This window comes from Colwellia sp. MT41 (assembly GCF_001444365.1).
GTDB lineage: Bacteria > Pseudomonadota > Gammaproteobacteria > Enterobacterales > Alteromonadaceae > Colwellia > Colwellia marinimaniae.
The window spans coordinates 151,842-170,326 of sequence record NZ_CP013145.1; the positions used below are offsets into that span (position 1 = coordinate 151,842).

General features: G+C 39.6%; 17 protein-coding genes. 10 read left to right on the plus strand and 7 right to left on the minus strand.

What is annotated here, in order from left to right; genetic code table 11:
* The first annotated feature begins 156 nt into the window (after positions 1 to 156).
* Positions 157 to 630 (plus strand): NYN domain-containing protein, encoded by a 474-nt coding sequence (locus CMT41_RS00620; protein ID WP_057179234.1) that lies wholly within the window; start codon positions 157 to 159, stop codon positions 628 to 630.
* A gap of 30 nt (positions 631 to 660) precedes the next feature.
* On the opposite strand, the gene CMT41_RS00625 is transcribed toward CMT41_RS00620, so the two are convergent.
* From CMT41_RS00625 to CMT41_RS00635, 3 genes are all read right to left on the minus strand, one after another.
* Entirely contained in the window at positions 661 to 1,401 is a 741-nt protein-coding gene (locus CMT41_RS00625; protein ID WP_058026060.1) for a TVP38/TMEM64 family protein, read from the minus strand.
* A gap of 205 nt (positions 1,402 to 1,606) precedes the next feature.
* Positions 1,607 to 3,796: an SHOCT domain-containing protein gene (locus tag CMT41_RS00630; protein ID WP_058026061.1), complete on the minus strand. Its 2,190-nt coding sequence runs from the start codon at positions 3,794 to 3,796 to the stop codon at positions 1,607 to 1,609.
* A 57-nt stretch (positions 3,797 to 3,853) separates the two neighbouring features.
* Positions 3,854 to 4,552 (minus strand): single-stranded DNA-binding protein, encoded by a 699-nt coding sequence (locus tag CMT41_RS00635; RefSeq protein ID WP_058026062.1) that lies wholly within the window; start codon positions 4,550 to 4,552, stop codon positions 3,854 to 3,856.
* A 133-nt stretch (positions 4,553 to 4,685) separates the two neighbouring features.
* Between CMT41_RS00635 and CMT41_RS18865 the strand changes: the two genes are divergently transcribed.
* From CMT41_RS18865 to ftnA, 5 genes are all read left to right on the plus strand, one after another.
* Positions 4,686 to 4,841, plus strand: a complete 156-nt coding sequence (locus CMT41_RS18865) for a hypothetical protein (RefSeq protein WP_157447778.1) — start codon at positions 4,686 to 4,688, stop codon at positions 4,839 to 4,841.
* The gene (locus CMT41_RS00640) at positions 4,841 to 5,659 is read left to right on the plus strand and encodes a class I SAM-dependent methyltransferase (protein WP_057179238.1); all 819 of its coding nucleotides are present in this window, start codon (positions 4,841 to 4,843) and stop codon (positions 5,657 to 5,659) included. Before CMT41_RS18865 ends, CMT41_RS00640 begins: the two co-directional genes overlap by 1 nt.
* A gap of 107 nt (positions 5,660 to 5,766) precedes the next feature.
* Positions 5,767 to 7,716 carry a methyl-accepting chemotaxis protein gene (locus CMT41_RS00645; RefSeq protein ID WP_058026063.1) on the plus strand — a complete coding sequence of 650 codons (1,950 nt, stop codon included), beginning with the start codon at positions 5,767 to 5,769 and terminating at the stop codon, positions 7,714 to 7,716.
* Positions 7,717 to 7,856: 140 nt separating this feature from the next.
* Positions 7,857 to 8,330, plus strand: coding sequence for a peroxiredoxin (locus CMT41_RS00650; protein WP_058026064.1), 474 nt, complete (start codon positions 7,857 to 7,859; stop codon positions 8,328 to 8,330).
* Positions 8,331 to 8,552: 222 nt separating this feature from the next.
* Positions 8,553 to 9,080, plus strand: coding sequence for a non-heme ferritin (ftnA, locus tag CMT41_RS00655; protein ID WP_057179241.1), 528 nt, complete (start codon positions 8,553 to 8,555; stop codon positions 9,078 to 9,080).
* A 153-nt stretch (positions 9,081 to 9,233) separates the two neighbouring features.
* Here ftnA and CMT41_RS00660 read toward each other — a convergent pair whose 3' ends face one another.
* Together CMT41_RS00660 and CMT41_RS00665 are read right to left on the minus strand one after the other, a co-directional pair.
* Positions 9,234 to 9,563, minus strand: a complete 330-nt coding sequence (locus CMT41_RS00660) for a winged helix-turn-helix domain-containing protein (protein WP_058026065.1) — start codon at positions 9,561 to 9,563, stop codon at positions 9,234 to 9,236.
* 10 nt (positions 9,564 to 9,573) lie between these two features.
* Positions 9,574 to 11,088 carry a DUF4397 domain-containing protein gene (locus CMT41_RS00665; RefSeq protein WP_058026066.1) on the minus strand — a complete coding sequence of 505 codons (1,515 nt, stop codon included), beginning with the start codon at positions 11,086 to 11,088 and terminating at the stop codon, positions 9,574 to 9,576.
* 325 nt (positions 11,089 to 11,413) lie between these two features.
* Between CMT41_RS00665 and CMT41_RS00670 the strand changes: the two genes are divergently transcribed.
* Positions 11,414 to 12,622 (plus strand): NAD(P)/FAD-dependent oxidoreductase, encoded by a 1,209-nt coding sequence (locus CMT41_RS00670; RefSeq protein WP_058026067.1) that lies wholly within the window; start codon positions 11,414 to 11,416, stop codon positions 12,620 to 12,622.
* Positions 12,623 to 13,132: 510 nt separating this feature from the next.
* Positions 13,133 to 13,315: a hypothetical protein gene (locus tag CMT41_RS00675; protein ID WP_057179245.1), complete on the plus strand. Its 183-nt coding sequence runs from the start codon at positions 13,133 to 13,135 to the stop codon at positions 13,313 to 13,315.
* A gap of 333 nt (positions 13,316 to 13,648) precedes the next feature.
* Here the strand turns inward: CMT41_RS00675 and CMT41_RS00680 are convergent, their stop codons facing one another.
* Both CMT41_RS00680 and CMT41_RS00685 read right to left on the minus strand, forming a co-directional pair.
* Positions 13,649 to 13,879 carry a glutaredoxin family protein gene (locus tag CMT41_RS00680; RefSeq protein ID WP_057179246.1) on the minus strand — a complete coding sequence of 77 codons (231 nt, stop codon included), beginning with the start codon at positions 13,877 to 13,879 and terminating at the stop codon, positions 13,649 to 13,651.
* 528 nt (positions 13,880 to 14,407) lie between these two features.
* The gene (locus tag CMT41_RS00685) at positions 14,408 to 14,818 is read right to left on the minus strand and encodes a CBS domain-containing protein (RefSeq protein ID WP_058026068.1); all 411 of its coding nucleotides are present in this window, start codon (positions 14,816 to 14,818) and stop codon (positions 14,408 to 14,410) included.
* 583 nt (positions 14,819 to 15,401) lie between these two features.
* Here CMT41_RS00685 and CMT41_RS00690 point away from each other — a divergent pair.
* Together CMT41_RS00690 and CMT41_RS00695 are read left to right on the plus strand one after the other, a co-directional pair.
* On the plus strand, positions 15,402 to 16,289 hold the full coding sequence (locus CMT41_RS00690; protein WP_058026069.1) for an alpha/beta fold hydrolase: 888 nt from the start codon (positions 15,402 to 15,404) through the stop codon (positions 16,287 to 16,289).
* A gap of 134 nt (positions 16,290 to 16,423) precedes the next feature.
* The gene (locus tag CMT41_RS00695; RefSeq protein ID WP_058026070.1) at positions 16,424 to 18,427 is read left to right on the plus strand and encodes a methyl-accepting chemotaxis protein; all 2,004 of its coding nucleotides are present in this window, start codon (positions 16,424 to 16,426) and stop codon (positions 18,425 to 18,427) included.
* Positions 18,428 to 18,485: the final 58 nt, after the last annotated feature.

Below are 18,485 nucleotides of genomic sequence, written 5' to 3' on the forward strand. Positions count from 1 at the left end.
AATGGTTATTCAGGTGGGTAGTCTCATTTTGTTTATGCTAATGTCATCCGTGCCTTGCTAAGTGTTCTCTTCTTTATGCACAATGCTATAAAGTGGTAGCACACTAGCTCATCGCGTTTAATCAGATAAAAAGACCTTTAATTTCAGGAGATCACCTTGAAAAAAATAGCTGTGTTTGTCGATGTACAAAACATTTATTACACCACCAGAGATGTATTTTCTAAGCAATTTAACTACCGCTTATTGTGGCAAGAGTTGATGGCGCAAGGTGAGATTACTATCGCCAATGCTTATGCCATTCAACGCAGTGATGATCAACAGCATAAATTTCAAAAAGCGCTGAAGCACATTGGTTTTGAGGTCAAACTAAAGCCTTATATCCAACGTCGTGATGGTTCTGCCAAAGGTGATTGGGATGTGGGCATAACCATAGATATCATGGAAGCTGCTGCTGACGTTGATACCGTGATATTACTTTCCGGCGATGGTGATTTTGATGTGCTGCTGCGTAAAGTTCGTGAAAAATATGGGGTTACTACAGAAGTGTATAGTGTTGCCAGCTTAACGGCAAAATCCTTAGTGGATGCTGCTGATGTGCACCATAAAATTGAACAGAGTTTATTGTTGTAGTGTTAGACAGAAGATAGGAAGTTGTTAATATTATTTTACTTTCATTTTATGTTTTTTCACTAAATAGGCGCTTAACAACAGCGCAATAATAAATAGACCTGCGCTAGCCATTAACTCATTTTGTGCACCTAAGCGTATACCGCTACCAGCAAAAGCAAAGATGATCATTTGTGGGATAAAACCAACAAATGAGCCACTAACATAAGCGGGCATTGATACCTTACTCACCCCAGCAATAATATTGGTGATAAAATTACTCCCTAGCGGTAATATACGAATAATGATGGCTTTTAAGAAGGTTTGTTCACCAAGAAAAGCCGATAATTTTGCTAGCTTACTTGGGTACTTACGAGTAATTCTATCGCTTAGTAGGTAGCGGGCAACAGTAAAGGTAATGAAGCAGCCAAGCGTTGCCGCCAATGTCGCGATAATCATGCCGATGAAAGCACCCAAGTTAATACCCGCGACTAAAGCAGCAATTTGTCTAGGTAAACCTATACTGGTTGCTAGGGATAAAAAAACCAACAACACCAAGGTATTATAAGATGTTGAGCTGGCTTCTTCTTGCCAGTTAAGCTTATCAACTAAGGCTATGGTCCACTGACTTAAATTAAAGCCAGCTTCTGCTGCGTTAAGTGTTGTCGCGCCAGCTGCTGGTGTCTGTATTAGCCACTGATATAAGCCAGTCACGATAATAATGATCATGATAAGGCTAGCCAGTATTCTAGTGGTATGTACGTGAGAGGAAAAAAGAACAATCTTAGCAAGCATGGTTATACCAAATAGATTAATTAATTGCCCACTTAGCGATAATTATAAAGCTTATAGGTAAGGCATGGATTGTGGAACATAGTGATTTAGGACATTTTGTTCGAAAAATTACTCAGGATAATACCGTCTGCATTATCTCATAAGGTAGCTCCGGTACCGTCTACATTTTTAGTAAGCTAGATGCGTGCAGCTTACTAGCGAAATATTACTCAGTTTTATTTAAACAGTCCAATAATTTGGCTTTCGCTTGGGAAAATTCATCAGCACTTAAAAAGCCTTGTTGTTGTAGTTTAACTAATTTTTCTAAGGCATTCACCAACTCTGTTTCTACTTTGGCCGCTGTTATCGCGGTCGAGTCATGATAGTTAGATAAAATGATCACATCGCTATTTCCCTGAGCTATTGGTATTTCAGCCGTGGGGACTTGTTCATTAACAGCTAAAGTTGGCTGAGGGTGGGTGGCTGGCCTAATAATAGCGGCTTGGGTATGCAGAGGGGTATCATCATGGCTCTTGTGCTCTGCTAGAGCTATATCTGCGGCAGAGATACTAGCTTTTAAACCACGCTTGCTGGTATGTTGGCTATTGATCTTGGCGGCAATTAACCAGCACCAATTAATGACATCATCGACCACGGCAAAGTAACTGTTTTTGGTTATTCTATCGTTACCTTTGCGTAGGTATAAACAAATGATGTACTTATTTTTTTCACCGGTATTGATTGATAAGCTAATGCGCCTAACTTTACCATCAACCATTTTATCAATTTGCTCGTTATGAAATATCTCACGTAATGCCTGTTCTTGTTGATCATTAAAACCATGAGCCAATGTGGTGTTAATTGTCGCAATGACTAAATCACCCAGTAACAGTTGACACTGCTTAATTTGATCCAGGGCTATCACAGTCTCAGTCTTGTGTTGATGGCGTTTAAATAAGTTTAAAGCTAACTTATCATCAGTCAATGCTAAGTGAGAAAACTCTCGACGTACCAATGATTTAACTGAATTTTTCTGGCTGTTTACTTGGTAAAAAATATAACCAGCAAGTAAAGTGAATAGGCTAATAAAAAAGAAAGTAATACCAGCTAAACCGCTTTGTTTTATTGCTTGATTACCTTGTATATGACCTTGACCTGGTATTATATCCTGTTGAAATAGCTGATAGATAGCGCCAGAGTCCTCATTGAAAAAAAGCAGTTCACCACGATTATCACGAAAAATAGATAATTGCTTAGTGATTAACTTCTGCTGCGATAATGGCCACTCTAGTTGCGGTGTTGATAAGGATTTTTGTTGTTGTACGCCCAATTTAACCACTGGATTACCATTAGTTAATGAGCTCAGTTGCCAGTGCCGCTTTTTTTTAGTCAGTAATAATAACTTGTTGCGCAAGCTTGGTGCATTTTGACCTCGGTATACTAGCAAGCTATTGGCCGTTAAAGGTTGGTCGTTTTGGTATATAAACTGTTTAGGTGAGTATGCCCGCCAATCTTCCCCGCCATAGCTATAAGATAACCAATGTTTTATTGTGTTTTTATAGCGGTATAAATGTGATATCAGTAATTTATTAGAGTATTTATCCGGCCAAATAAATTGCTTTATTTGCCCAGCACCCAGTAAATAAATGGCGGCTGAAATTTCGTTATGAGCGAAATAAGGGTTGTTATCAGGCACACTATAACTAGCCGTAGTAATTTTTTGTGGATTAATACGTAAAATGGCACCGGAATACAGTGGGTATTGGCTTAATTTTTGGTTTTGTGCAAGGGCAATATAGAGCTGAGCAAAGTCATCATGCCATGATTTACTGTAGGGATTAAAGCTCAATTGTTTAATGCCAGTTGTTACGCTGGCAATGGCTATTCTCAATACTTCTCTTTGACTTGAAATATCGACTTGCCTCGCTGGGTTTAATTGCCATTCAGTTACTACGGCATCAAAGCTGAGTGCTATGGTGACCGCCGATTCTTGTAAGCGCTTGGCTCTGCTGATGGTAGGTGATTTTTCTACATGAGCGGTATAAAAAATGCCATAACCGCTATGCTCATTCAAGGCAAAGTTGGGGTGTAAAGCAAAAGCGCTGAGTTGCAGTATCGGCTCTTTAGTCGAGACTTGCTGAAAATCTAGTAATAAAGAGCTGTTAATAGCGTTATCTTGCGCTAACTGATAAATTTGACCCTGTCTATTCGCAAGATAATAATTTTGGCTGTTACCCGGTTGCTCAAGCAGTTGCAGCCACTGGCTATTTTTTCCTTTAAGTAGAGGCGCTTGCACTATTTTTTGTAGTAAATATTGATTTTTTTCACTGGTGCTATTATTGGCATGGCTGCTGCGGGTGAAGAGCACTAGCCATAGGAAAAAAAATAAAAAGAGAGAGTGTTTTACGGTAAGCATTTAGTTGAGTCATCCATAGTCCAGTGTATTGCTAACGATTTTATTTTTGCTTTTCTTTTAGGAGCCCTTAAATAAATGCACGTTTTTTACTTCAATAAACTGATCTTTGTTAAAACCGCTGGTGTAACTTAGTTTTCCCTCTAACATCAGTTCATCGCCAATATTACCATGTTCGGCTAAATACAGTGCTTGTTTGCCCCAAGCATGAATGGCTCGTTCAACAGTAATTGTCTGCCATGTTTGTTTTTCGGTATTATAAATATGTTGATTAATGACAATATTTGCTTGGGTTATCTCTTTGTTTTGTTCGGTTAACATCAGTTTTGGTTGAGACGTTAGCTGGGCACTACAATGAATTTGGTTAATTGCTTGAGTATAGCCTTTACTGAATTTTTGTACGAAGTTAGCGTGGACAATACCCAGGTGATTAGTACTTTTATCCGTTGCTTTGGCCTTAATATTACTTAAATAGCCATGCAGTAAAATAATGTCGCCTTTATTGGCCTGTAATAACGCCTGCTCGACCAATTCACCTTCTACCTTGACATGATGGTAACTAGTCCATTCTTTATATTTGTTAGTATTTTTATCTAACCATTTACTCGATGTCGCTAAGACAATCTCAGTCACTGCGGTGGCAGGATTAGCGCGATAGCGAATATCTGGCGTAGCGACTAAATTGCCCAACAAGGTCACGGCACAAAGCTGTGGGCTTGGTGTTTTTAGGTGTTTATTAACAGCATCGGATAATGACAAAATTTTTCCTGTGAGTGTAATTGTTTACAAAGTATTAAGTTTTCTATTATCTCTTTGCATGATAAATGGAGCAAGTGTTTATATTTTAATATGAATACGAGAGAGTTGTTAATGATTTGTAAGGTGAATTGCTTTGAAAGTTAATTTAAAAGCCTCTTTAGTAGCAATTAACTACTCATTTGAGTGGTTAGTGAAAGACAAAGACGGCCATGGCTTTTATAATGAAGATAATATTTTAGAAGCAAATCAAAAAATCTTGTCTTTCTTAGGCAAGCATATAGGAAGCTAATGAGCGCAACTATTGCCAGCGAATACCTTAATACCATCGCCCTCGGTTATGTCGATAATGTTGATAGTGAATACGCTAAACGACTGGCGAAAAAATGGCATTTCAATTATCTGGGGGATGTAGCCGCTGCCAATAAACAGCCACAGCTGGAATTTATCTTGCAAGTGCATCATCACGCTTTAGAGTTATGTAAATTAGACGAACCTAAACTGGGCGCTATCAAAGTAGACTTCGTTGCCGGCGCGGTCGCCCATCGACGTAAGTTTGGTGGCGGTCGCGGTCAAGATATTGCCAAAGCGGTGGGCTTAAAACATGGTTTTACTCCCCATGTTTTAGACGCTACCGCTGGCCTTGGTCGTGATGCCTTTGTTTTGGCTGGCTTAGGTTGTCAATTAACCTTAATGGAACGTATGCCCGTCGTGGCCGCACTTTTAGAGGATGGTATTGAGCGTGCAAAACTAAATCATGAAGTTGCCGATATAGCTAATAACATGCAGTTAATTCACGGTTCATCAATAGAGCAAATGGACTTGGCCAGCGCGCCTGATGTGGTCTATCTAGATCCTATGTTTCCACACCGAGAAAAATCTGCTGCAGTTAAAAAAGAAATGCGTATTTTTCAATGCCTCGTTGGTGAAGATCTTGATGCCGATGGCCTACTTGAACCTGCACTCGCGTTAGCTAAATACCGCGTGGTGGTAAAACGACCCAGTTATGCACCACCACTGGCAGGTAAAAAACCGTCGATGAGCATTAAAATGAAAAAAAATCGTTTCGATGTTTATGTTAATCAAGCCATTCCAAAATTGACTACTTAAGTCTAGCTCGGCTTACTCAATTACATAAATCCGTCATGTTTATGTAACCTTACTGTCATATTAATACCTGATTATTGCCTTTAATTTATCTTAAAGGCAATGTTATCATGCGCGTTTCTAGCTTCTCCCGCTTGTCTGTTGCGGCAATCAGTATTTTTGCAGTAATTTTTTTGGCAACCATGTATCACGTCGGTGAATCTTTAAGGAAAAGCCAAGCGCAATACCAGGGCTATCAAGCACTTATTTCTTTAACCAGTATTGAGTTTAATCGCACCATTACTGAGTATTTACAAAGTGGTGATGCGGCTTTGCTGAATAAGGCGCAAAAGCAACTCGCTAATATTGTTAAACAAACACATCGTTTGAATATCGATAAATTGTCTAAGCAAATAGACGGGCAAGCAGAGGCACTTGCTAACAATATCGACACTAAATTTCGCGCTATGGGTAAGCTCAGTGGCGATCCTTTAGTGTTATTGCGTAATAGCGAACAAGCAATGCTGGCCATCAATAACCATCTCGCTAACTATGTGCAAAAAACCCGGGTATTATCGCTATCGGCACAGTTTAACTACCTCATTAAAACCCAAACCATAGGGAAATTATTGGCCGATTTAGTCAGTGCCCGAGAGGCTGTTTTTACTAAGCAACAAGGGAGTATTGAATCGATAACGGCCCTCTTAGATGAGTTAAAAGATTTAGGTCGTTTCTTAGCAATACAACCGGCTTTAGCGATTTATGCAGCAAGTGATGATGACTTATTTGATGAGGATGACGTACTTGACGAACCCGAAGAGCTTCAAGATGTAAGTATTGAAGCCATTAATGAATTGCAGTCTTTATTTAATCGCTATCAACGAGAGCTAAAAAACACCCTAGCCCAGCAGCAGCAACGACAAATGGGCTTAGCATTATTGGCCGAGCAAGTAGGCAACATTGAACAAGCTATCATGGCAGGTGAAGCGGATATCTCCCAACAGCAAGAGCAAATGAATGAGCAGCTTTATTTTATTGTCATGGGACTATTAATATTTTTGGTGGTTTTTCTGTTAGCAAACTATGCCTTGCAGCGTAGTGTTATCCTTAAACCACTACGACATTTACGTGATAGTTTTGTGCAATTAATGGCACAAGGCAAGGTAGATAACATCACTAATATTGATAAAAGCACTGAGTTTGGTGAGATTTCAACCAGCTTTAATCATATGGTTAATAAGCTAGCGCAAGACGATAAAGACAAAGCAGAGCAACTTGATTTAGTGGCCAAAGCATTAACCACCATGGAAAGTCAGGTAAAAAGAATTTACCAGTCATCACACACCACCAGTGAACATGTGCAAGGGGCGAGAAAAATAATGCAAGCCTTAGGTGAGGCCACCGAAACAGTGAATACCCTCTCAGGACAAGTGGTTAATAATGCCCAGGCTACCAAAAAAGCCATGGCAGTAAGTCAGCATCATGTTGCGCAAGTACTGGCAGCAAGTGAGTCGACCAATTTAGCAGCAAAGGAAAGTAAAAGTGCTATTACCTCTCTATTTCACTCGGTTGCATCGGTTACTTCTATTGTTGATGTCATTAGCGCCATTGCGGATCAAACCAATTTATTGGCACTGAATGCCGCCATTGAAGCGGCAAGGGCCGGTGAGCATGGCCGAGGATTTTCTGTGGTCGCCGACGAAGTGCGCAAACTCGCGGCTAAAACACAAGCATCACTCAAGCAAATTTCAGCACGCTTAAATCAATTGCACAGCGCCAGCAATTCAATAGAAGGCATTATTAATGACATTGAAAAAGCGTCACATAAGCAACGTATTATCGCCGATGAATTGCAAGAAACAGCACTAGCCGTTACTGGGCAAGCGCAAGTTTCAGCAACGGTTGCCCAAGACACCCTTGAGCAAATTACCCGTCAACGCCAGCATTTTATCGCCTTTGAGCAAGCCATGGCCAATGTTGATAAAGAAGTGAGTGACTCTCAACAATTATCCAGTGTTATCTCGATTGATGTCACTAAGCAAGTAAACGCTATTGGCCTGACCCTGAATAGAGCCTCTTAGTGAGATATTATGTTAAGTTTCTAAAGCTAGGTATAATTAACGTTCATCCGGATAAGTTACTCGAAAACTTATTTCCATTACTAATACCAATCGACCAATAAATTAGTCCGATTGGTCTGATAACAAATAAAGGTGTTTTAATGATTAAGCAAAATAGTTTAATGCCCGTAGGCGAATTACAACAATTAAAAAATGGCAAAATGATCACGCATAAAACTGCTGAACTTTTTGCTAATAAAAAAGTGGTGTTATTTGCCGTACCCGGTGCTTTCACGCCAACCTGTTCCGCCGCACACTTACCTGGTTATGTGGTTTCGGCGGATGAATTTAAAGCCAAAGGTGTAGATGCCATTATCTGTTTATCTGTTAACGATGCTTTTGTGATGAATGCCTGGGGCGAGTCGCAAAATGCCGAAAATATCATGATGTTAGCCGATGGTGATGGTAGCTATAGCAAAGCATTAGGTTTAAGCATGGACACAGCTAGTTTTGGTGGCTTGCGCTCACAGCGTTATGCCATGATTATTGATAATGGTGTAGTGAGCCATTTAAATATTGAACAAGCTAAAGCGTTTGAAGTCAGTAAAGCCGAAGTCATTCTTGCTCAGCTGTAGCATTAATAGCCGTTATAGTATTGGTTATTAAGGCGGTATTTAATAATAGCCGCTTAATAAAGCGGATACTAAAAGCAATAAACAAGAGAACACAAACAAGAATGATTAACCTTATTAACCCATTGGTTAATAAGGTTTTTTATGTGTTTTATGCTATTTTTACTTGAATGTTCTCGGATAAAAAGGCAGAATTAACCCAATTAAAATATTCAAGGCAAAATTATGTTAAAAGCTGACATGGTAGACAAGTTAAACAAACAACTTAATTTAGAGTTTTACTCTTCAAATTTGTATTTACAAATGAGTGCCTGGTGTGAAGAAAAAGGCTTTTCTGGCGCGGCAGAATTTTTACGTAAACATGCTAATGAAGAAATTCAGCACATGAACCGTTTATTTACTTACGTAAGTGAAACGGGCGCCTTACCTATTATTGGTGCTATTGATGCGCCGCCGCATGAATTTGAAAGCTTAGGGCAATTATTTCAACTAACTTACGACCATGAATGTTTAATCACTGAGCGCATTAACTCACTTGCTCATGAAGCATTCACTAATCAAGATTACTCTACCTTCAACTTCTTACAGTGGTATGTGGCTGAGCAACATGAAGAAGAGACTTTATTCAAAGGTATTTTAGATAAAATCAACCTAGTAGGTAACGATGGTCATGCGTTATTCTTCGTTGATAAAGATTTAGCCGAACTTGCCAAAACTGGCAGCACTAGCATAATGACAGGTGCCACAGTATAAGCGCCTAGCTATAGCGCTTCATACGGTTTAACTAACTGCGGCCCTCAAAAGTTTGCACTTCCTTAAAGGGAAGCTTTGAGGGGAGCAGTTAATATAATCATTGCGTCTTTTAGTTAAGTATTTTAGTTAAATATTTAAGTTAATGAATGGACGTTAAGGTTTTAAAAATATATATCCCCGCCCTTTCACTGTTTTAATCACCGTACGCTTCGATATCACCAGTAACTTCTTTCTTAAATTGGCCATGTGACTATTAATACTTTTATCACAATGGGCAAGCTTACGTTGAAAAATCCGCTCAGCAATAACCTCTCTAATCACTAGCGAACCGGCATGGTTCATAAGTAACGCCAGTAAATTAAATTCTAGTCCAGTAGTACTAATAGGCTGTTCTAAAAATATTACCGAGCGATTTAAAAAACTTAACTCAACTTGCGCAATCAATAATTTGTCTACGGGTAGCTGTTGCTCTTTAGTTAACATGAGACTTACCTTATTCTTGTTCGGCAGTTTGGTTAAACAGGGTGGTTTTATAGCCTGTTGGCGAAGTCTCACTGCTTTCAAGCACTAAAAACTGTTCATTTGATTGCTCATTAATGATTAATTCAAATGAATTTAAGATAATCGAGCTGCCATTATTATTGGCGATAACAAAAACTTGATAGCTGTTATTTCTTAATAATATTGAGCCAGTGTTTTTATAGCTAAGTTCCCGGTGATAAATAGCAGAGCTTATGCTTTCATCTTGTCTAACAAAGAAAACGGCTACTTGAGCAAAATCATCCGATTGAATTAAGTTTACTATTTCAATCTCATGCTGATAGATACTGCTCAGCACACTATTTTCAACCATCAAAGAGAAAACATTAACGTCAATTTCATCAATGATGCCATCACCATTTTCATCAATATTACCGTCGTTATCATTATCAACATATTCTTGCTCCGCATAGAAAAAAAGTGTTTTATTAGTATTTCCCACTAAAGATAATAAATGATTGCTCATTAACGGCACATTATCCTCGGTGCTGGTGAGATCTATGTTGTAGTCACCACTTGCTAAGACCAAGGCATTACTAATTTCGCCATAGGGCAGGGCAGCGATAACCGGGTTATCACCAACGCCATTAATATGTAAAGCAAAGACTTCCTGGTAGCTGGTTAATTGCTCATGATTGGCAACGGCATTATAAGCCCTAAATTGTGCTTCAGCTTCGGCGTCGACATACTCAATGACCGCAGAGTCTGACATTTTATCTAACACATAAGGTGAAGAACCTGCTCCCATGTTATCTTTTACTATCATAATGTTCTGCGAGCTATAGGCAAAAGGGATGCTGCTTGATCTAAATAACACCTCATCGCTACCAGCAGTGGTGATATAAAAAATATAGTCATCTTGAGCAAGTTTTTCATTGTCAGATAATTGCTGATAACTGTATTGGCCCACTAAAATCGCCTCATTAAAACTTTCATTTTCTTTAGAGAGATAAAAATCAACGGCTTGCTGGTTTGAATGCATATTTAGCACCCTAAGATTAAAAAGATCGTTAGTGGTATCATCGTCATCATCAATGACCGGAATGCTGTGTATCATGACCTGTGGCGATAAAATACTACCGCTGAGCACTATCATCTGGATAGTATCGTCAACCAAGGCGAGGGTATCTTCATAAATGACCGACAGATCATCGGTCGCTGAACTGTCATCATCTTGCCAGGCAAGCTGGTAGTAATAGTAGTTTTTGCTGGTTAAGCTGATATTACTATGGGCTTTACCATAAGCAATGGCGGTATAGGTTTGCTCATAGTGGTCATCATCATTGTTATCCTCAGTAAGATCTTCATCTATGGTTAAATAAATACTGGGCGAGTCTTTAGATAAATTATAGAGTTTCACATAACCTGTCCCGCTGCTGTCCTCACTAAATTCACAACCGAGTAAGGTCAATAATATGCTGGCAGCAAGCCAGCTCTTTAAGGTTTGTAGGGTTTTAAGTGTTTTCATGTGTTTTCCATAAGGTAAAGTTACAACAATTTGTCGTCAAATGTGATGCAGCAATAGATAGCGAGTTGAGGAAAGAGTTCCTACCTTTACACAATCTTTGCATTTCTTTACTTAGCGTGACATTTTCTTGCACAATCGCGTAATTTACTGCACTTTTATCGGGTGATTCGACGAATGTGCAGCAAATGTGCAAGGAGCGTCTTCCGTAAAAAGACTTATAAAAGCAACGACAGTAAAACGCTAAGGTAAGTTTTTGTATACGACCTATTTGCATACAGATTATAATAGCGGCGAAATTTTCAGGTTTTCTTCTTAAGGTGTAACAGTGATCACAACAGACGTATTAATAATTGGTGCCGGCGCGGCAGGCTTAATGTGTGCCGCACAAGCAGGCTATCGTGGTAAAAGCGTTGTTGTGGTTGATATGGGGAAAAAGCCGGCGCGAAAAATATTAATCAGCGGCGGCGGCCGTGCCAATTTCACCAATGAAGGTGCAAGTCCTGAAAATTACCTGTGTCAAAATCCACATTTTGTTAAATCAGCACTTAGTCGCTATAGCGCGCAAGACTTTATTGATTTAGTTGATAGACATGGCTTGCAATACCACCATAAAACCCTAGGTCAGCTATTTTGTGATGATAGCGCGCAAGATCTGGTGGATATATTGATGACCGAATGTGAGTGGGCCGGAGTAGCAGTAAACTTGCGCACCGAAGTGCTTTCCGTCACGGCAATAACAAGAAACACCGCTAGCGAAAACGAGCTGGGCTATTTAGTTAAAACAAATGAGCAAAGCTACCAATGTAAATCGTTAGTAGTGGCGTCCGGTGGCTTAACCATGCCTAAACTGGGCGCAACACCCATTGGCTATAAAATTGCCGAACAATTTGATTTAAATGTCTTAGAAACCTTAGCTGCGTTAGTACCTTTTACCTTGCATGAGCACGATAAACAACGCTTCGATGGTTTATCAGGCATCAGCTTATTAACCGAAATAACTAGCGAAGACGGTACTAGTTTTCAAGAAAATATTTTGTTCACCCATCGCGGTTTATCAGGGCCAGCGATATTACAAATATCGTCTTTTTGGCGCGCAGGGCAGGCGGTTACTATTAACTTATTGCCAGAATATAACCTTAGCGATACCCTAACTCAGTGGCAAAGTGAGCAAGGGCAAAAATCGGTAAAAAATCTATTGGCGACTTTGTTACCTAAGCGCTTTGTTGAAGTGCTGGTCAAAGAAGGCGTAATCGCCGACAAACCAATTAAACAATTAAACCATCAAGATATTGCCGCACTAAGTGATTACATACACACTTGGCAGATCAAGCCCAATGGCACCGAAGGTTATAGAACTGCCGAAGTAACCTTGGGCGGGGTAAACACCGATGAACTATCTTCAAAAACTTTTGAAAGTAAAAAGCAGCAAGGGTTGTTTTTTATCGGTGAAGTCATTGATGTTACCGGCTGGTTAGGAGGTTATAATTTTCAATTTTGCTGGGCTAGTGGTTTTGCTTGTGGGCAAGCGGTTTAGTTGTTTGACGGAATTATAACGAAGATATTTTGTTAAAAACGAAGACAATGTTATTAGCGATAGTTGAAATTCCATTGAAATTATTGTATTTATTTCGTCTTCGTTTTTTAGTTAAAGTAAATCAGCTAGGTATATAAAAGTGTAAACTCTAAATTTCTAGCCATTTAAGTGAAGGCTTTAATAACTGGTATGTGTCGATGTTCACAAATGTGTGACTGCGCATAATGTTTTAGATTATAAATCAGCAAATGAGATTGACTCTTATGGTCACTGTTACCACAAGGCGAGATACCACTATACAATCACTAATACCGCAGACCAACCGGTAGCATCAGCTTTCCTCTCGAACTGTCTTTTGTACTTGTCGGCCAAAGTAAATTTAATGTTCAGATAGGATGTTATTTTACAGAAATTTTATTGATATCAGTCAGAACATTGTTTGCACTAAATTGTATGGAGAAAAAGTGGTATAATCCGTTCAATTGTCAACATAGATAGAGAGAAGTAGTAATGCGGATCAAATTAACCCAAGACCTAATATGTGGTCAGGACACTTTTTTAACTGGTGAAGAGTACGAGGCAGTCTTGATATTACCTAGATCAACAACGGTAGAGTTTGTTGCAAATTCGGGTAAAAAAGTCAGAGCATTTAGTTATGAATATGTGGAAGTATTACCTGCAACAGACATCTAGAGTTTAACTTCTGTATCGATTTTTATTTATTGCTACATAAAAATCAGCTTGGTTAATGTTGCTAACAGTGAGCTCTGAGCCCCACAACGAATTAGAGCTAATTGTCATTTTTACCACAAAGCCGAGAAAATTTAGACAAAATTTGATCGCAATAAATAGTCAGCTTAGCAACAATACTTGTGCTGATTGATAAAAAAATTATGGGGTTATAATGCTAAGGGGCGGGTTATATGATGCTTTGCTCCTCTATATTTTGTTATCCAGTCGAAATAGAGTAATCAATAACTCTGTGCCCATGGGTTGCTCAATTATCTAATGAGATAATTGAGCTTCTTAATCTGCGGCATAGAGTTTCTTAAAATTTTCTAGATTCCAGCCAATCATTACTTCATTACCAATTTTAAGGGCTGGTACAGAGCGAGCACCTATAGCGTCAAGCTCTTTTCTACCGCGCTGCATTTTCGCATTTGTTAATCGGTATTTAATGCCATTATCATCCAAGTATTTTTGAGCTTTACGGCAATGGGGGCATTTATCTGAAATATATAAAACAACACGTTTCATCACTAACCTTTACAGAACTGTTAAATACTAACTATTTTACTAAACTCTCAAAAAAAAACAAAGATGAATTAACTGAACTGTCGATTATATACAAAGAAAATTAAGCTACTCAGTAAACCAATGGGGTCAAAGCATTTTAAGTAATCGTTTTGGCTTTAATTTAATCGTTTCAGCTTAAAGCTGCCAACGGCAGCAATGAGCTTGAAGCGGACGTTAGAAATAACGGTAGTGTAAATTAAGCTTAAGTTAATGACATTGATTGGCTATCAGTTGACCTAAAGAACAACCAATAACTAACGTCAACTAAGCGCACCAAGAAGTCATTAGCGCTGAACTATTTGTAACTAGCCATTAGTTAATAGCTAAGGATCACTTTAACTCAAGCCACAAAGCCGTGCTAATTATTAGAACAATAGGCTTCTCTTTTATGTCCACTACCTTCAAGAATAGCTGACATTAGCAGTATTTTTCTAAGGCTCTATCGCCGCCATGGCGAGTTAGAAACTATAAATTTAAGGCCAGAATGACTTAGCCACTACACTTGTTGTCAATTTGCTCCAGTAGTTTCTCCAGTACGCAGCGGCGCTGCACCAGCCCGACCACTTTGCCTTCCTCAACCACTGGTAGTACCCGACGATTGTTGTGCAGGAATTTCTCCGCGACATCGACTAGGTTGGTATTGGTACCGATTGATTCGACTTCGGTTGTCATCCGATCGCGAACTAGCTCGCCGATGGTCGAGAAGTAGCCTCCCATCAGCGCGCCGCGCATACAGTCAGCTTCGGACAGAAAACCGATTAGATTTTTATCGGCATCAACCACAGGTGCACCAGACATACTGGCGGTTAGCAGCTGGCGCAGGGCGACGATCACCCCGCTATCGGGTCGAAATGATAACGGTGAACGGTCCATGATGGTTTCAGCGGTGATGGTTTGCATGTTAGGCTCCTGAAGCGGTGGGTCGCTCGTTTGGGTATTGTTGATTGTTATTTGTGGTCGAATGATAGAAAGCAACAGCCGTGCCATCTATAGCATATAAAAATTAACTGTTTTATTACAATCAGTTAGTTTTTTATACGACCAACAAATAACCACTGTCTGGTAATGTATAGCGGTTACTGGGTTAAAGGGGGTCTTCTTTGCACCGAAATGGTGCTGTCCGCCGAAGCGTGCATGCGGGGGTAAGACTAAGCAGAAGTCATAAGAGAATGATGATGCTAACGACCGCTTTAAGTCTTGGACCTGCCGTTAGTGAGGCAGGATTTAACTTCTGTAATACGCACCAAAACGACGTTCAATGGAGCAATTTATAGGTGGCTTTTGATGTGTTTAGCACCGAAATTTAGCTGAACTAGATTATAGTATCGTGCCAGCATATAAATTATTCATATATGCGCTCAATTTTGTTTTTATTCAAAAAAGTATCATGCTCCTTGCTGATGTTTTATTTAACTGTATGCTAATGGTTCAGTGGTCAGACCTTTGATTGCGGTAAATTATTATAGAGGGTTGTAAGTAAGCAATGAAGCAGCAGTCGTTATATATTCAAGGTGAAGGTTACCAACTACATCTTCGCCATATTTCTAAAAATTCAGCGGGCACACCGGTATTAATGATCCACGGAGCGATAGAGAATGGCTTTATTTTTTATACTGAGAAAGGTAAAGGTTTAGCCTGTTATTTAGCGGAACAGGGCTTTGATGTTTATGTTGCTGACCTGCGTGGTCGCGGGAAAAGCACGCCAATAATAAATGCCAAGTCTGATTTTGGTCAATTTGAAGTGATTAGCCAAGATATTCCCATGCTTTTAGATTACATCGCTAAAAAAACCAACAAAGCCATGCATGTTGTTGCTCACTCATGGGGCGGTGTCTTGATGGCGAGTTGTTTAGCTCGTTATCCAGAACGTTTATCACAAGTGTTAAGTAACACCTGTTTTGGCACAAAAAGGTCGGTAACGGTCAGAAGTATAGAAAAGTTTTTAAAAGTGAATTTGTTTTGGAATAATTTTGCCATCAAGCTAGCAAATAAGCATGGTTTTTTAGACGCAAAAAGGTATGGCATAGGCTCAGATAATGAAACGAAAAAATCGCTTGCACAGAGTGTTGCTTGGGTTAAAAAAGGTGCTTGGCTAGATCCTCACGATGGTTTCGATTATAACAACGCCGCTAAAAATATAGTATGGCCGCCGTCTTGGCATTTTACCGGGGTAAAAGATAAGGTGTTAGGGCATGAGCAAGATGTAAAAGCTTTTATTGCCGAGTCATATAATCATCAAGCTAAGTTTAATTTACTGTCAAAGAAAAATGGTAATGCCCTAGATTATGATCATATTAATATTCTGACTCACCCACAGGCGGTTACCGATCATTTTCCACTGTTAGCTGCATGGCTAAAAACGCATCAATAATTTGAGTAAAGGTTTGCTAGATAGCCATTTCATTCGAGCCGTGATACAGTTTTTGCCTTATCAAAATTAACGTTTTGATTTACAGATAATAAAAGCTAAAACTTGTTCAACACCAATCATGCAGTAGGAAGTTCATGTTTAATTTTATCAACCGTTCTATTATGCGTCAGTTAGTTGCTGGCATATCAGGTGCAGTGGCGCTATTACTGATCATCACTTCATTTTTTATCCTGTCAAATGTCAGTGATAACACGCGAACACAAATCATTAGCTCGATTGAAGATATTGTGAAACTGCAATCGGCAGAGGTGCGTGGTTTTTTTGAAGCGAAAGGACAAATAGTGCACAGTGTTTTTGCTAGCCCACAAGTTATCGACTGGTTTTCCAACTATGACCAAAGACTTGCAGATATTGATAACAATAAGCAATACCAACAAGTTACTGAATATTTTAAATTCTTTTCAACGAAAGATCCCGCCATTAAAAGTGTCTTTTTTGGTAGTGAAAATACTCATGAATATTTTGATTTAAATGGTCGCTATACCGATGCCGACTATTACACCAATCAACGACCTTGGTGGACTTATGGTATAGAGCAAGGGCAAATGTATGTTACCGACCCTGCCGTCGATAACAATGATGGCTCTATTTCAGCGACAGTAACCGGGCCTTATTACTTACCTAATGGCAAACTATTAGGCATTGGTGGTATTGATATTTTAATCTCCACCATAGGTAAAGATTTACTGTCAAAAATCAAATATCAAGGTGAAGGTGACGCATTTTTAATGACAGATACCGGTAAACTGGTGTTTTTTCCTGGCTTCAATACGCGCTTCTCGCCAGGTGATTTGATGCAAGACATAGACACTAAGTTTGCTGATGCGTCGGGCTTTACCCAATTACAGCACCTCGCCTTAAATAATTCTTCCGGTATAGGCAGTGTTGAGTGGCAAGGGGAACGGTATACAGTTGTCTTTAATCAGGTACGCAGTGACTTTCCTAAAATGAACTGGAAGCTAGGTTTTATGGTGCCAGAAAAGCTTATTTCTGAACCCGTTACCCAGGCTTTTTGGTCATCAAGCTTTATCGTCTTGATTATCATCGTATTAATCTCGGTAGTTGTTTATGTGATGGTTTTACCGCTGACTAAACGTATCACTCGTTTACAACAAACCATGCATGATATCGCGGAAGGTGATGGTGATTTGACTAAGCGTATTGAACCGCTTAAAGATGATGAAATTGGTCAATTAGTCAAAGAATTCAATACCTTCATTGATAAAATTCAAGCCTTAGTGAAAGAAACCGTGGTGATTACTGCCGAAGTGGGGCAATCAACCAAGATTGCTTCAGCTATTAGTAAGCAAACTATCGAAATTATTGCTGAGCAAAAACAAGAAATTGCCTTGGTTGCCACTTCGGCGAATGAATTGGCGCAAAATAGTAGTGAAATATCTTATAACGCTAATTTATCACAAGAGTTGGCCAATAGTGCTGAAGCTCACGTTGCTCAAGGGGCATCTGTGGTTAATCAAGCCACTGCCGGTATCAGCAAGTTAGCTGAAAATATTAGTGCCGCGGCAACTGTGGTTAATAAACTGAAAGAAGATAGCCAGAGTATTGGTGACGTGTTGAGTGTGATTCGCGGTATTGCTGATCAAACCAATTTATTAGCCTTAAACGCCGCCATTGAAGCGGCCCGAGCGGGTGAACAAGGTCGAGGTTTTGCCGTGGTTGCCGATGAGGTGAGAACGTTAGCCTCGCGGACACAAGAATCAACGGCGAGTATCGAAAAAATTATTGATGAGCTACAAACTACAGCATCAAAAGCGGTGACAGTGATGGAAAGTAGCCGAGTCGAGGCTCAGTCTAGTGTTGAGCTTACTGAGCAAGTGCAAGCGGTGTTAACTGAGATCACCGGTGTTATTAGTAACATTCAAAGCCAAACACAAGAAATTGCGCTCTCGGTTACTCAGCAGTCAACCGTTGCTGAAGAGGTCTCGAAAAACATCGAAAATGTGCGAGCGTTGACCGAAGATACTGTACAAGGCGCCGCAGAAATGCGTGAGGGTTTACAGGGTTTACAAACCTATTCGGAAAATCTGACTACCGTAGTGAATCAATTCAAAGTTTAATCATTAAACTAAATTAACAAAACTTAAGCGTGCAGATGTTCATCTGCACGCTTTTTTT

Coding starts and splice junctions, on each gene's coding strand:
- CMT41_RS00675 (WP_057179245.1), top strand. CDS start 13,133: ATGCGGATCAAATTAACCCAAGACCTAATATGTGGTCAGGACACTTTT.
- CMT41_RS00660 (WP_058026065.1), bottom strand. CDS start 9,563: ATGTTAACTAAAGAGCAACAGCTACCCGTAGACAAATTATTGATTGCG.
- CMT41_RS00630 (WP_058026061.1), bottom strand. CDS start 3,796: ATGCTTACCGTAAAACACTCTCTCTTTTTATTTTTTTTCCTATGGCTA.
- ftnA (WP_057179241.1), top strand. CDS start 8,553: ATGTTAAAAGCTGACATGGTAGACAAGTTAAACAAACAACTTAATTTA.
- CMT41_RS00690 (WP_058026069.1), top strand. CDS start 15,402: ATGAAGCAGCAGTCGTTATATATTCAAGGTGAAGGTTACCAACTACAT.
- CMT41_RS00645 (WP_058026063.1), top strand. CDS start 5,767: ATGCGCGTTTCTAGCTTCTCCCGCTTGTCTGTTGCGGCAATCAGTATT.
- CMT41_RS00695 (WP_058026070.1), top strand. CDS start 16,424: ATGTTTAATTTTATCAACCGTTCTATTATGCGTCAGTTAGTTGCTGGC.
- CMT41_RS00625 (WP_058026060.1), bottom strand. CDS start 1,401: ATGCTTGCTAAGATTGTTCTTTTTTCCTCTCACGTACATACCACTAGA.
- CMT41_RS00665 (WP_058026066.1), bottom strand. CDS start 11,088: ATGAAAACACTTAAAACCCTACAAACCTTAAAGAGCTGGCTTGCTGCC.
- CMT41_RS00680 (WP_057179246.1), bottom strand. CDS start 13,879: ATGAAACGTGTTGTTTTATATATTTCAGATAAATGCCCCCATTGCCGT.
- CMT41_RS00685 (WP_058026068.1), bottom strand. CDS start 14,818: ATGCAAACCATCACCGCTGAAACCATCATGGACCGTTCACCGTTATCA.
- CMT41_RS00640 (WP_057179238.1), top strand. CDS start 4,841: ATGAGCGCAACTATTGCCAGCGAATACCTTAATACCATCGCCCTCGGT.
- CMT41_RS00650 (WP_058026064.1), top strand. CDS start 7,857: ATGATTAAGCAAAATAGTTTAATGCCCGTAGGCGAATTACAACAATTA.